Origin of the sequence: Streptosporangium sp. LJ11, from assembly GCF_051918945.1 — a bacterium.
In the GTDB taxonomy this organism is placed as follows: Bacteria; Actinomycetota; Actinomycetes; order Streptosporangiales; family Streptosporangiaceae; genus Streptosporangium.
Genome location: NZ_JBPXMB010000005.1, coordinates 328,207 through 341,801 on the forward strand (window position 1 = coordinate 328,207; position 13,595 = coordinate 341,801).

A 13,595-nucleotide genomic window follows, 5' to 3' on the forward strand; every position below is an offset into this window, starting at 1 on the left:
TCGAGAAAACGGCTCATTCGAGAGCCTTTCACCTCGTTTATCACTCCAGACAGGTGGACGTTACTCATCGCGGCCGAGTCGTGACGTATCAGGCAGGTAGCCCGAGGGTGCGGGCCTGGCAGCGCATGGCGTGGTCGAAGGCCGCCGCGAGGTCGAGGATCGCGTTGTTGAACTGGCCGAACAGCTCGAAGTTGAGCCAGCCGAACAGGCCGGTCCAGGCGATCAGGCCGCGGACGATCACGTCGTCGGGGACGTCGGGTATCAGCTCGCGCACCCGCGCGGCATCCTCGTGGAAGGACGGCGGGACGGGCGGCTGGGTGGTGTCGGGCGGGTTCAGCGCTCCGGCGCGGTGGGCGTCGGAGACGATCCGGCCGTAGACGACGGTGTCGCGGACCGCGGCGGGGACGGTGTCCTGCGGTGCCCGGTAGCCGGGTACGGGTGAGCCGTACAACAGGGCGTACTCGTGCGGATGGGCCAGGGCCCAGTCCCGTACGGCGTGGCAGACCGCCATCCACCTGCCCCGGTGGTCCTCGGGCGGTACGGCCGCGTCGGCGTTCTCCACGGCCTCGCCGACGGCGTTGTAGCCGTCGATGATCAGGGCCGTGAGCAGGTCGTCCCTGGACGGGAAGTAGCGGTAGATCGCCGACGAGGCCATGCCCATCTCGCGGGCGACCGCGCGCAGGGACAGGCCGCTCGCGCCGTCGACGGCCAGCTGCCGCCGGGCGACGTCTGTGATCTCGCGGGTCAGCTCGGCTCTGACCCTCTCGCGTGCGGTGAGGCTCGAACTCATGCCGTGACCATATCAGAGCACCGAGAACAAAAGAGAGCACTGCTCTTGACGAGCAGTGCTCTTTATCGAGAGCATTGCTCTCAGAACGGAACGGGCGCAAAGGCACATCAGTGATCAGTGAAGGAAGAAGAGGAATCATGGCCAAGCACGTCATCGCGGGAGCCGGTCAGGTCGGCTCCGAGGTCGCCCGGCAGCTGGCCGGGCAGGGGCACGAGGTCGTCCTCGTCAGCCGCTCGGGCTCGGGTCCCGACCTGCCGGGCATCCGCAGGGTCGCCGCCGACGTGAGCGACCGCGAGAAGCTGACCGCCCTGACCGGGGGCGCCGCCGTCCTCTACAACTGCGTCAACCCGCGCTACCACGAGTGGGCGCGCGACTGGCCGCCGCTCGCCGCGTCACTGCTGGGAGCCGCCGAGACCACCGGTGCGGGGTACGTCATCCTCGGCAACCTCTACGTCTACGCGGCTCCCGACCGGCCGATGAGGGAGGGCGACCCGCTGAACCCGCCCAGCGCCAAGGGTGCGATCCGGGTCAAGGTGTGGCGGGATGCCCTGGCCGCGCACGAGGCGGGCCGGGTCAGGGCGACCGAGGTGCGCGGATCCGACTACTTCGGCCCCGGCTGCCTCGACCAGTCGCACCTCGGGGAGAGGTTCGTCCCCGCACTGCTGGCCGGCAAGACCGTCCGCTTCGCCGGCGACCCCGCCCAGCCGCACAGCTGGACCTACGTGCCCGACGTCGCGCGGACCCTGGTCGCGGCGGGCGAGGGCGACCGTGCCTGGGGCCGCGCGTGGCACGTCCCGACGAACGAGCCGATGTCGGTGCGCGAGGTCGCCGAGCGCCTGTGCGCGCTCGCCGGAGTCCCCGACCCGGGGGTCAAGGCCATGCCCCACTGGTTGCTGCGCGCCGCCGGGCTCTTCTCGCCGATGCTCGGGGAACTGGAGGAGTTGCGCTACCAGTTCGTCCGCCCCTTCGTCCTCGACTCCGGCGAGTCCCAGGCCGCCCTCGACCTGGCGCCGACCCCGATGGACGAGGCGCTGGCCGCGACGCTCGCCTGGTGGCGCGACCGCTTGGCCGTGGCGGCGTAGCGGAGGACGTCCCACGTCGTACGCGGGGGACCGCGGCGCACCCCCGCCGGGCGGGACCGGCGGCACGCCGCCCCTGCCGGAGCGGGGCCGCACCCGCCCGAACGGGGAGGCCGGGGCCGCACCCGCCGGGGCGGGGCCGGGGACACGCCGTACGCTTTGAGCATGAAGATCGCTGTCATCGGCCTCGGGGACATCGCGGAGAAGGCGTACCTGCCGGTCCTCGGCGCGACCCCCGGACTCGACCTCCACCTGTGCACCCGTGACCGCGCCACGCTCGACCGCCTCGGCGACGCCTACCGGGTCGAGCGCCGTTTCTCCTCGGTGGAGGAGGTGCTCGGAGCGGGAATCGAGGCGGCCTTCGTGCACGTCGCGACGGCCGCGCACGTGAAGGTCGTCGAGCCGCTGCTGCGAGCGGGCGTGCACGTCTACCTGGACAAGCCGATCGCCTACACCCTCGCCGAGTCCGAGCGCCTGGTGCGGCTGGCACGCGAGAGCGAACGGTCGCTGCTCGTCGGCTTCAACCGCCGCAGGGCGCCGTCCTACGCGGCGCTGCGCGACCTTCCCCGCGACCTGGTGGTGATGCAGAAGCACCGCGCGCGCCACCCCGCCGACCCGCGGACCGTCGTCTACGACGACTTCGTCCACGTCGTGGACACCCTCAGGTTCCTGGTGCCCGGCGAGGTCGAGCACACAGGCATCCGTACCCGGGTCAGGAACGGGCTGCTGGAGTACGTGACGCTGGAGCTGTCCGGGGACGGCTTCACCGCCTTCGGGATCATGAACAGGATGAGCGGTACGGCCGAGGAGACCGTGGAGGTCATGGGAGGCGGTGCCAAGCGCCGCGTGGTCAACCTGGCCGACGTGACCGACTATGCCGGCGCCGAGACTCACACCAGGCGAGGCGACTGGACTCCGGTCTCCCGGCAGCGGGGCATCGAGCGGGTCTGCCTGGAGTTTCTCGACGCGGTCCGCTCCGGCACCGTCCTCGACGCCGGCGACGCCCTGGCCACCCACGCGATCTGCGAGGACATCGTCACCGCCGCGACCTGACCGTCCGCGTCGCGCGCCCCGGTGGCACGACGCGGACGGCCGGCTCGCCGGGTTCCCGGCGGGACGTCCCCGGTCAGCGTTCGGCCAGGTATCTCCGGCCGAGGGCGCGCAGGCGATCGTGGGCCGACTCGTAGGCGTCCGGACGGCCGAGGACGGACTTGGGAAGCTTGGCGACCATCGTGTAGTTGGTGTCGCAGACGTTGCCGACCGGGGCCTCGCCGATCTGGCTGACCAGCTGGTAGGCGTCCAGCGGGTCCAGGCCGGTGAGCTCGGAGGCCCAGGTGACCAGGTCGTGCTGGCTGATCCGGTAGGCGTCCTCCAGCGGGCGGGCCGAGCCGGTGGACATCAGGTGGGCGTCGTCCTCCAGGCGGGGCCACGGGGTGCTCACCCCCTTGATCAGCTCCACGGCGACGACGGTGTTCATCGCCGCCTCGACGGCGGTGCCGCACACCTCGCCGTGCCCCTGCCTGGCGTGCCCGTCGCCGATCGCGAAGAGCCCGCCCTCGACGTTGACGTCGAGATAGACGGTCACCCCGGCGCGCAGCTCGGGGGTGTCCATGTTGCCCCCGTGGGCGTCCGGGGTGATCGTCATGCGGGCCTCGGACGCGGCGGGCGCGACGCCGACCGTGCCGTGCATCGGGTCGAGCGGCAGCTCGACCGTGAAGTCGCTCCTGCGGGCGTGGTAGCGGACCACGCCCGCGGCCGTGTCGATGTCGTAGCGCCACACCAGCTCCTCCAGGGGAGGGGTGAGCATCGCGGTGGTGTGGGTGCCCGTCAGCGCGCCGAAGTGCGGGAACGTGGCCGACACGGCCCAGTCCCTGGCGGGTTCGATGGAGACGAAGTGCAGCGCGAGCGTGTCGCCGGGCTCGGCCCCCTCCACGTGGAAGGGTCCGGTGACGGGGTTGAGGTAGGGGAACTCGCAGACCCGTGAGGGCAGGTCGTCGACCGAGGTCACCAGGCCGCCGAAGCAGTCCTCGGTGTACGTCTCGACGATCGAGCCGGGGGCGACCCTGGCCACCGCGGGCCGGCCGCCGAAGGTGTAGCTGAGGTCCTCGGGCGCGGGGCGGTAGGAGAAGACGTTCATCGCGCGCCCTCCAGGGGGAGCGGCACGGAACCGCGTCCCGCGACGGGAAGGGCGGAGGGGGCGCGGAAGGAGCCGAGCCCCTCGCCGACCTCCAGGAAGATCTCGAACACGGTTCTGCCCTCGCATGTTGTGGGTGGGTGGGACGGGGGGCGTGGGCTCTCAGGGCTTGCCGACCGTGCCGGGTGCCGCGGCACGGCCGGGTGCCTCCGGGGCGTCGACGAGCCCGGCCAGCGTGGGCCGGCGGCCTGTGGCGTAGGAGACGCCGAGTACCACCAGGCCGACGCAGAACCAGACGATGCCGAGCGTCTGGGCCGCGATGCTGGCGTTGATCACGACGTAGAGCAGGATCGCGAAGCCGAGCACCGGGACGACGAGGTGCCGCCACAGGTCGCGGCTGCCCCGGCGCACGACGTAGTGGACGACCACCGACACGTGCAGCGCGAGGAAGGCGGTCATCGCCCCGAAGTTGACCAGCCCGCTGATCAGCGTGATGCCGTCGTCGCGGGTGGTCAGGTAGAGACCGACGATCAGGGAGACCGCGGCCACCACGAGGGTGGCGTTGACGGGCACCCGGTGCGTGGGGTGGATCCTGGCCAGGAAGGAGGGGAGCTGGCGGTCGCGGGCCATCGCGAACAGCAGCCGGGAGGTGGCGGCCTGGGCGACCAGGGAGTTGGCGAAGCCCCAGGCGACGGCGGTGGCGACCGCGGTCAGCACACTGAGCCAGTGGCCCCCGGCGAACGCGGCCATGTCGTAGAAGGCGGTGCCCGCGGGGTCGCCCTTGGCCAGCAGGTCGGACCGGTCGGGGGTGAGCAGCGCGGCCACCCAGGTCTGCGCGATGAACAGCACCCCGGCCAGGCCCAGCGCCGCGACCATGGACCTGCCGAGCCGCCGCGAGTCCTCGCGGCTCTCCTCGGCCATCATCGAGATGCCGTCGAAGCCGAGGAAGGACAGGACCGCGATCGAGACCGCGCCGAAGACGAGCGACCAGGAGAAGGTCGAGGAGTCGAACAGCGGGCTGAGCGCGCCCGCCTGGGCCTTGCCCTGAGCCAGGGCGACCACCCCGACGACCATGAAGATCGCCAGCACGATGAGCTCACCGATCAGCATGATCTTCGTGATGCGCGCGGTCATCTGGATGCCCGTGTAGTTCACGACCGTGTTGAGCACCACGAACACGATCAGCCAGCCCCAGACGGGGATGGCGGGCACGAAGGAGGCCATCGCCGCGCTCGCGATGAGATAGAGCAGGGCGGGCACCAGCACGTAGTCGAGCAGGATCACCCACCCGGCCAGGAAACCGACGGGCGCGGCGATGCCGCGGCCCGCGTAGGTGTAGACCGATCCGGCCATCGGGAACGCGCGGGCCATCTGCGCGTACGAGAGCGCGGTGAAGGCCATCGCGACCATGCCGATGGCGTACGCGAGGGCGACCATGCCACCCGAGGCCTGGAAGACGCCGCCGAAGATGCCGAACGGCGCGATCGGGACCATGAAGATCAGGCCGTAGACGAGCAGGTCGGTGAAGCTCAGTGACCTGCGGAGTTCCTGTCGGTAGCCGAATTGCTCCAGTGAGGGCTCGGTTGTCATGTACGGCTCCTTGAAGTGGCTGCAGCCGTACCCTAGAACTTTTGCTTGCAAAGGAAAAGTTTTCAGTCGGAAGTTTTTGTCCGACCTCGACCCGCCGCGCACCTAGCGGACGATGTCGAAGTCCAGCCCGTCGGCCCGGCCGATGTGGGCCTGCCGCCGTACCCCGCGTCCGCGCAGGGTCAGCCGCCCCCGCGCGGTGACGATGGAGGTGCCGTCGGCGATCGCGTCCACCTCGGGCACGGCGAGCGTCCCGGCGCGCGAGCCGAGCGCGGCGAGCATCAGCACCGCCTCGTAGCAGCCCTGCCCGTGCCCGTTGAGCAGCGGCGCGGTCGAGCCGAACCTGCGGGCGTAGCGCTCGCCGAGGCTCAGGCTGTCGTCGGTGCCCAGGCTCGCGAAGTACCCCATCGCCCCGTACAGCTCGCCGGTGGCGTCGCCGCCGATGCCGAGCAGGCCGTGCTCCTCCAGCGCGCCGCAGAGCCGCGGCCAGGACAGCCCGGCCGCCGCGAAGGCCCGGTTGAAGGCGACCAGGTCGCTGCCCACCAGGCTGAGCAGCACCGCGTCGGGGCGGGCGGCCACCAGTCTCTCCAGGGCCGAGGAGAAGTCGCGGGTGCCGTACGGCACCAGGAGCTCGCCGACGACCCCGGCGTCCCGTGCGGCGAGGTGGCGGCGGGCCGCCCCGTGGACCAGGCGCGGCCAGACGTAGTCGTTGCCGAGCAGGAACCACCTGCGCGCCCGGCGGCGGTCGATCAGCCAGTCGAGGCCGGGCCGCAGCTGGCGGGCGGGGGTCTCGCCCAGGAAGTAGACCCCCGGCGCGTGACCGCCCCCCTCGTACGGCGGCGCGTAGACGAACGGCACCCCGCCGGCCAGCGCCCGCACCACCTCGATCCTGACGTCGCTGCCGTGGGTGCCGACCACGGCGTCGATCGCGCCGCAGCGCGCGAGCCCCGCCACCTCGGCGGCCACCTGCGCCGCCGGACGGCCGCCGTCGACCAGGACCAGCTCCACCGGCCTGCCGAGCATCCCGCCCGCGAGGTTCACCTCGTCGGCGGCGAGGATCGCGCAGTTGATCGCGCACGGCCCCACCAGGCCGAGCACGCCGGAGATCGGCACGACCAGCCCGACGCGCAGCGCGTCCCCCGGGAGCAGCCGGGCTTCCAGGGGTTCTATGACGGGTGTGATGGCTTCTGCCACACAGACGAGTATCCTCCGGAATGGATGGGTACGGCAGTCCCGTCACTCGGACGGGACACGGATCGTGACGCAGACGGGAGCTCCATGTGGTGACGACCGGGCTGGGATCCTCGCTCGCCTACCTCCTCAGCAGGGCCGAGCGCAGTGTCAACCGGGGACTCGCCGCGGCGGTGACCGCCCAGGACGTCTCCGTCGAGCAGTGGCGCATCCTGCGCGCCCTCGCCGACGGCCGGGGGCACTCGATGGGAGACCTGGCCGAGGCCGTGCTGATGCCGCACCCGACGCTGACCAAGGCCATCGACCGGCTCATCGACCGTTCCCTCGTCTATCGGGGTCACGACCCGGGCGACCGCCGGAAGGTCGCCGTCTTCCTCGCCGACCGCGGGTCCGAGCTGCTGGCCCGGGTCGAGGGCGGGGTGGCCGAGCACCATCGGCTGATCGAGGCGGTCTACGGCACCGAGCGCACCGAGCGGCTCATGCGGGATCTGGAGGGGCTGGTCACCGCCCTGGACGATGCTCCGGCGGTCCCTTCGCCGGCGGTCCCGGAGCGCGCCCCCGGCGGCCCCGGCCGCTCGTGACGCGTCCCGGCCGGCGGCGTCGGAGCCCGTGCGCGCTCTGACCCGCGGGGACCGCGCCGCGCCCCGGTCCACGGCTTCGTCAGGCCCCATGACACGCCCCCTCACGACTTCAGGAGTGCAGCCCGCGTGCCCGGTGGGCCTCGGCGACACGGCCGGCACCGATCACGACTTCAGGAGTGCAGCCCGCGTGCCCGGTGGGCCTCGGCGACACGGCCGGCACCGATCACGACTTCAGGAGTGCAGCCCGCGTGCCCGGTGGGCCTCGGCGACACGGCCGGCACCGATCACGACTTCAGGAGTGCAGCCCGCGTGCCCGGTGGGCCTCGGCGACACGGCCGGCACCGATCACGACTTCAGGAGTGCAGCCCGCGTGCCCGGTGGGCCTCGGCGACACGGCCGACACCGATCACATGGGCCGCCTGGCGCAGGGTGATCCCGTGCTCGGCGGCGACCGTCGCGGTCGTGTCGAACGCGTCCTCCACGATGCCGCGGAGCCTCGCGTCGACCTCGCGCGCGCTCCACGAGCGCGCCTGCATGTCCTGCAGCCACTCCAGGTAGGAGACGATCACGCCGCCCGCGTTGGCCAGGATGTCGGGGACCACGGTGACGCCCGCCTCGGCGAGGACGCGGTCCGCCCCGGGCGTGGTGGGGGAGCTGGCGCCCTCCACGACCAGACCGGCCCTGATCCGGGTGGCGTTCTCCTCGGTGATCGCCCCTTCCATCGCGGCGGGGACGAGCACGTCCACGTCGAGCTCCAGCAGTTCCTCCCGCGACAGCGCGTCCGCCCGGTGGTAGCCGCGTACGCCGCCGGTCTCCTCCGACCACGCCCGCAGGTCGTCGACGTCCAGGCCGGAGCGGTCGATCACGGCCCCGGTGCGGTCGGAGACGGCGACCACGAGGCAGCCCGCGTCGGCGAGGTAGCGCGCGGCCGGGGCGCCGACCTTGCCGAAGCCCTGGATCGCGACGGTGCGGCCCTCGGGGGAGCCGTCCAGGGCCCTGAGCGCGGCGATCCGCACGCCGCGAGAGGTGGCCCCGGTCCGGTCGGGCGCGCCGCCGGGGGTCACGGGACCGCCGATCGTCACGCCGGGCACCGGGTAGCCCGCGTTCACCGAGTAGGTGTCCATGATCCAGGCCATCGTCCGCTCGTCGGTCCCGACGTCGGGGGTCGGGACGTCCCTCTCGGGACCGATGATCGGCAGGACCTCGTTGACGTAGCGCCGGGTGACCCGTTCCAGCTCGCGGGCGCTCAGCGAGGCGGGGTCCACCGAGACACCGCCCTTGGCGCCCCCGTAGGGGATGCCGGCCAGCGCGCACTTCCACGTCATGCCCATGGCCAGGGCGGTGACCTCGTGAACGTCGGTGCGGGGGTGGAAGCGGATGCCGCCCTTCGCCGGGCCCCGGGTAGTGTTGTGCTGAACCCGGAAACCCTGCACGACGTCCATCCGGCCGTCCTCGCGGCGGACCGGGACCGAGACGGCGAGCGAGCGGCGGGGGGTGGCGAGCATGGCGCGCAGGCTGTCGTCCAGCTCCAGCCGGTCGGCCGCCTGGTCGAGCCGGAACAGCGCGGAGTCGAGGGCCTGCCGGCCCGGACTGACGGGAGCGGTGGCGGCCGGCGTCGTCGACGGCACCGTGAGCGTTGTCAAGGCAAACCTCCGTACGGTGAGCGGAGCGCCCTTGCTCCACTCGGGGCACATGGTCACGATCAGAGTAGGTGCGGTTTTTTGCCCGCAGGGACGGGCCGTGTTTCGTTCTGATGACTGATCACCGGGCCTGTTCGCGAGCACGCGACCAGGAGGTGCGTTGTTATCCGCCGGTCCTCTTGGGCAATCTGGGGGTAACGCGCAGATTCGGCAGTCTCCGGTCAAGGATTCTTGCCGTTGTGCAGTGGCTGAGGGGATGAACGTGCCGGAACTTGTGGTCGGACCGATGCTGCGTTACGTCGACGAGACGAGCGCGTCGGTATGGGTGGAGACGAGCGAGCCGTGTGAGGTGACGGTCGAGGTCGGCGGCGTGCGTTCGGAGGCCAGGACGTTCACCGTCCACGGCCACCACTACGCGATCGTCGACGTGGAGAGCGGCGGGACCTACGAGGTGCGCCTGGGCGGGGAGACCGTGTGGCCGCTGCCCGACCAGCCGCCGAGCCGCATCCGCCTGCTCGGCCCGGACGGCCCGAACCGCGTCATGTTCGGCTCCTGCCGGACCAGCGTGCCGCACGACCTCGTGTACACGATCTCCCACGGGGTGGACGTGCTGCGCGCGTACGGCGGCACCCTGCCGGACGCGCCCGACGAGCGCTGGCCCGACCTGCTGCTGCTCCTCGGCGACCAGGTCTACGCCGACGAGCCGTCCGCCGAGATGCTGGAGTTCATCGCGAGCCGCAGGGACACCGACCCGAAGAAGGAGATCGCCGACTTCGAGGAGTACGCCGAGCTGTACCGCCTGGCGTGGACCGACCCGGAGATCCGCTGGCTCCTCTCCACCGTGCCCACCGCGATGATCTTCGACGACCACGACCTGCGCGACGACTTCAACACCTCCATCTCCTGGCGCAAGGCGATGGAGGACGTCCCCTGGTGGCGGCACCGGGTGGTGTCCGGGATCGGCGCCTACTGGGTCTACCAGCACCTGGGCAACATGTCGCCGGCGGAACGCGCCTCCGACGAGGTGCTCAGCAAGGTGTGCGCGGCCGAGGGGGACGGCGCCGAGGTCCTCGACGTCTTCGCCGAGCACGCCTACGACGTTCCCTCCGACAGCCGGTGGAGCTACGCCCGCGACCTCGGCGACACCCGCCTGATCATGCTCGACTCCCGCTGCTCCCGCCAGCTCGACCCCAGGGACCGGCGCATGATCGACCCGGTGGAGTGGGAGTGGCTCACCGAGCAGCTCCGCAGGGACGGCGCGAAGCGCTTCGTGATCGGCTCCTCGGTGCCGTTCCTGCTCCCGGCGGGCATCCACCACATCCAGAACTGGAACGAGGCCCTGGCCCAGGGCGCCTGGGGCAAGACCGTGGCCCGCTGGTCGGAGACCCTGCGCCAGGCCGTCGACCTGGAGCACTGGGCGGCCTTCCGCCGCTCGTTCGAGGACCTGTCCAAGCTGCTGATGGGGCTGGGGAAGCCGGTGATCATGCTCTCCGGCGACGTGCACTACTCCTACGTGGCCAAGGCCCGCGGGCTCCCCATCTACCAGCTGGTCTGTTCCCCGATCCGCAACCCGCTGAGCCGCACCCTCCGCCTGGCCAACATCGTCGCCCAGTTCGGCATCGCCAGCCTGATCGGCCGCTCGCTCTCCCGCGCGGCCAGGATCCCCAAGCCGCCGTTCAAGTGGCGGATCACCAACGGCCCGTGGTTCTCCAACGCGGTGGCGATCCTCTCCCTGGGCACCGTCCCCACGTCGGTGCGCTGGGACACCGCCACGGGCACCGAGGTCTCGGAGATCACCGTCGTGGAGCTGGAGGACTCACCCGTCCGCTAGAGGCCCCGGGATTCCGGTGCGGCGCGTCCCCTCCGGGACGCGGGCCGCACCGGAGGGGTCACCGCGCGAGTTCCGCCAGGACCGCGCCGAGCTGGTCGACCGCCCACACGAGGTCCTCCTCGGAGACGACGATCGGCGGGGCGAGCCGGATGGTCGAGCCGTGGGTGTCCTTGGCCAGGACGCCGTGGGCCATGAGCGCCTTGGAGACCTCCCGCCCGCTCGCCAGCGACGGGTCGATGTCGACCCCCGCCCACAGACCGCGCCCGCGCACGGTGATCACACCGTGGCCGATCAGCGCGCGCAGCCTCTCGTGCATGACCTCGCCGAGTTCCCTGGCCCGCGCCTGGTACTCGCCGGTGCCGAGCAGCTCGATGACCGCGTTGGCGACCGCGCAGGCGAGCGGGTTGCCGCCGAAGGTCGAGCCGTGCTGCCCCGGCCTGATCACGCCGAGCACGTCCTCGTTCGCGGTGATCGCCGAGACCGGGACGACACCGCCGCCCAGGGCCTTGCCCAGCACGTAGATGTCGGGGACGACGTCCTCGTGGTCGCAGGCGAAGGTCTCGCCGGTGCGGCCGAGCCCCGACTGGATCTCGTCGGCGATCATCAGGATGTTCTCCGCGGTGCACAACTCGCGGACCTGGGTGAGGTAGCCGTCCGGCGGCACCAGCACCCCCGCCTCGCCCTGGATGGGCTCCAGCAGCACCGCGACCGTGTTGGCGTCGACGGCCTCGCGGATCGCCTCGACGGAGCCGTACTTCACGATCCTGAAACCGGGGGTGTACGGGCCGAAGCCGCCGCGGGCGTCGGGGTCGGTGGAGAAGCCGACGATCGTGGTGGTCCGGCCGTGGAAGTTGTCCTCCATCACGATGATGTTGGCCTGCTCGGCGGCCACGCCCTTGACCTCGTAGCCCCACTTGCGGGCCACCTTGATCGCGGTCTCCACGGCCTCGGCGCCGGTGTTCATCGGCAGGACCATGTCCTTGCCGGTGAGGTCGCCCAGCCCGGCGGCGAAGGTGGCGAACTGGTCGTGGAAGAAGGCGCGGCTGGTCAGGGTGAGCCGCGACAGCTGCTCCTGCGCCGCTGCGATGATCTTCGGGTTGCCGTGTCCGAAGTTCAGTGAGGAGTAGCCGGACAGGCAGTCGAGGAACCGCCTGCCCTCCACGTCGACGACCCAGGCGCCCTGCGCCTCGCGGATCACGACGGGCAGGGGATGGTAGTTGTGCGCGCTGCGGCGCTCGCTCAGCTCGATGAAGTCGTCGGTGCCGGTCATCCGATGTCCCGCCCCTCCCTGGTTCGCCTGGTCCGTGCCCGTCATGCCGCGCGCCGTCCCCGGATCTCCAGCGTGCAGCACTTGGGGCCGCCGCCCGCCTTGCGAAGCTCCGACAGATCCACCGGGATGACCTCGAAGCCGCGGCGCTTGAGTTCGAGCTGCAGGTCGGCGGCCTCGGCGTTGATGACCACGTTGACGCCGTCGCTGACGGCGTTGAGGCCCAGTACGGCCGCGTCGTCCTCGCTCGCGATGACGGCGTCGGGGAAGAGGGCGCGGAGCACCTCCTGGCTCCCCGGCGAGAAAGCCCCTGGGAAGTATGCCACGTTATGTCCGTTTAGCGGGAAGAGTGCGGTGTCCAGGTGGTAGAACCGGGGGTCCACCAGCTGCAGCGTCACCACCGGGCGGCCGAGGAACTCCTGGGCCTCCTTGTGCGCGGTGATGTCGGTGCGGAACCCGGTCCCGGCCAGCACCAGGTGGTCGAGCGTGAGGAAGTCGCCCTCGCCCTCGTTGGTGAAGGCCGCGTCGTGGACCCGCTCGTAGCCGTTGTCGACGAACCACTTCAGGTACGCGGGCCCCTCGGCCGCGCGCTGCGGGTGGGTGAACCGCGCGCCGTACACGCGGCCGTCCACGACCAGCGCGCCGTTGGCGGCGAAGACCATGTCCGGCAGGCCCTCCACCGGGTCGATGAGGCTGACGCGGTGCCCGAGCTCCTCGTAGGCGCTCCTGAGGGTCTCCCACTGCCTGATCGCCACCTCGCGGTCGGCGCCGGACTCGGGATGCATCCACGGGTTGATCGCGTACTCGACCGCGAAATGGTCGGGCCGACACATGAGGTAGTGCCTCGTCATGGATAACCCCGCAGGTAAAGGTCGTGGTGACAGCCGCCGTCACGGTCTCGACGGCGGTGCCATCAGCCTAGGAACAGCGTTCTCGCAGGCCAAGGGGCCGCTTTTGCGCGCTGACGCGGGTTTCTTGCGTGCTTCAGGCTAGAAACGTCGATTCGTTGTGCGGGGCGATGAACGGCTCGCTGCGCGAGGTGACCAGGGGGGCCTCGATCAGGCGGGAGAGCACGATGGAGCTCTTGGTCCGCACCACGAACGGCTCCGAGGCGATGCGCTCGATCACCCTCTCCACGTGCCGCACGTCGGTGGCCCTGATGTGCAGCAGCGCGTCGGCCTCGCCGGTGATGGTGCACGCCGAGACGACCTCGGGATGGCGGCCGACGGCCACCCCGATCTCCGACGGCGAGGTCTTGCCCGCGCAGAACAGCTCCACGTAGGCCTCGGTGGTCCAGCCGAGCGCCGCGGGCTCCACCCGGGCGGTGAACCCGGTGATGGCGCCGGTCTCGCGCAGCCGGTCCACCCGGCGTTTCACCGCCGACGCCGACAGGCCCACCCGCTGCCCGATCTCCGCGTACGTGGCGCGGGCGTCCTCGATGAGCGCCCCGATGATGTCGCGATCCAGCCTGTCCAGTTCCACGCAGACCTGTATA

Annotated in this window: 12 protein-coding genes; 4 read left to right on the top strand and 8 right to left on the bottom strand. The window is 71.4% G+C overall.

Annotation, left to right across the window (positions count from 1 at the left end; translation table 11 throughout):
• Positions 1-88: 88 nt before the first annotated feature.
• The gene (locus ACTOQ3_RS10490) at positions 89-790 is read right to left on the bottom strand and encodes a TetR/AcrR family transcriptional regulator (RefSeq protein WP_440083143.1); all 702 of its coding nucleotides are present in this window, start codon (positions 788-790) and stop codon (positions 89-91) included.
• A 137-nt stretch (positions 791-927) separates the two neighbouring features.
• Between ACTOQ3_RS10490 and ACTOQ3_RS10495 the strand changes: the two genes are divergently transcribed.
• Both ACTOQ3_RS10495 and ACTOQ3_RS10500 read left to right on the top strand, forming a co-directional pair.
• Positions 928-1,872, top strand: a complete 945-nt coding sequence (locus ACTOQ3_RS10495) for an NAD-dependent epimerase/dehydratase family protein (protein WP_440083144.1) — start codon at positions 928-930, stop codon at positions 1,870-1,872.
• 162 nt (positions 1,873-2,034) lie between these two features.
• Positions 2,035-2,922, top strand: a complete 888-nt coding sequence (locus ACTOQ3_RS10500; protein WP_440083145.1) for a Gfo/Idh/MocA family protein — start codon at positions 2,035-2,037, stop codon at positions 2,920-2,922.
• A 73-nt stretch (positions 2,923-2,995) separates the two neighbouring features.
• On the opposite strand, the gene ACTOQ3_RS10505 is transcribed toward ACTOQ3_RS10500, so the two are convergent.
• The 3 genes from ACTOQ3_RS10505 to ACTOQ3_RS10515 form a co-directional block, all read right to left on the bottom strand.
• Complete coding sequence (locus ACTOQ3_RS10505) at positions 2,996-4,006, bottom strand: acetamidase/formamidase family protein (RefSeq protein ID WP_440083146.1); 1,011 nt, start codon at positions 4,004-4,006, stop codon at positions 2,996-2,998.
• Between the two features lie 159 nt (positions 4,007-4,165).
• A complete protein-coding gene (locus tag ACTOQ3_RS10510; RefSeq protein WP_440083147.1) occupies positions 4,166-5,593 on the bottom strand; it encodes an APC family permease in 1,428 nt (475 codons plus the stop codon).
• Between the two features lie 102 nt (positions 5,594-5,695).
• Positions 5,696-6,784, bottom strand: coding sequence for a substrate-binding domain-containing protein (locus ACTOQ3_RS10515; protein WP_440083148.1), 1,089 nt, complete (start codon positions 6,782-6,784; stop codon positions 5,696-5,698).
• An 86-nt stretch (positions 6,785-6,870) separates the two neighbouring features.
• Here ACTOQ3_RS10515 and ACTOQ3_RS10520 point away from each other — a divergent pair, with 86 nt between their 5' ends.
• A complete protein-coding gene (locus ACTOQ3_RS10520; protein ID WP_440070083.1) occupies positions 6,871-7,362 on the top strand; it encodes a MarR family winged helix-turn-helix transcriptional regulator in 492 nt (163 codons plus the stop codon).
• Between the two features lie 353 nt (positions 7,363-7,715).
• Here ACTOQ3_RS10520 and ACTOQ3_RS10525 read toward each other — a convergent pair whose 3' ends face one another.
• Positions 7,716-9,005: a Glu/Leu/Phe/Val family dehydrogenase gene (locus tag ACTOQ3_RS10525; RefSeq protein ID WP_440083149.1), complete on the bottom strand. Its 1,290-nt coding sequence runs from the start codon at positions 9,003-9,005 to the stop codon at positions 7,716-7,718.
• A gap of 259 nt (positions 9,006-9,264) precedes the next feature.
• On the opposite strand from ACTOQ3_RS10525, the gene ACTOQ3_RS10530 reads away from it, so the two are divergent.
• Positions 9,265-10,833 (top strand): alkaline phosphatase D family protein, encoded by a 1,569-nt coding sequence (locus tag ACTOQ3_RS10530; protein ID WP_440083150.1) that lies wholly within the window; start codon positions 9,265-9,267, stop codon positions 10,831-10,833.
• A gap of 58 nt (positions 10,834-10,891) precedes the next feature.
• Here the strand turns inward: ACTOQ3_RS10530 and rocD are convergent, their stop codons facing one another.
• From rocD to ACTOQ3_RS10545, 3 genes are all read right to left on the bottom strand, one after another.
• Complete coding sequence (rocD, locus tag ACTOQ3_RS10535) at positions 10,892-12,103, bottom strand: ornithine--oxo-acid transaminase (protein WP_440083182.1); 1,212 nt, start codon at positions 12,101-12,103, stop codon at positions 10,892-10,894.
• A 41-nt stretch (positions 12,104-12,144) separates the two neighbouring features.
• Entirely contained in the window at positions 12,145-12,951 is an 807-nt protein-coding gene (gene ddaH, locus ACTOQ3_RS10540; RefSeq protein ID WP_440083151.1) for a dimethylargininase, read from the bottom strand.
• A gap of 133 nt (positions 12,952-13,084) precedes the next feature.
• Complete coding sequence (locus tag ACTOQ3_RS10545) at positions 13,085-13,582, bottom strand: Lrp/AsnC family transcriptional regulator (RefSeq protein ID WP_440083152.1); 498 nt, start codon at positions 13,580-13,582, stop codon at positions 13,085-13,087.
• Between the last annotated feature and the right edge of the window lie 13 nt (positions 13,583-13,595).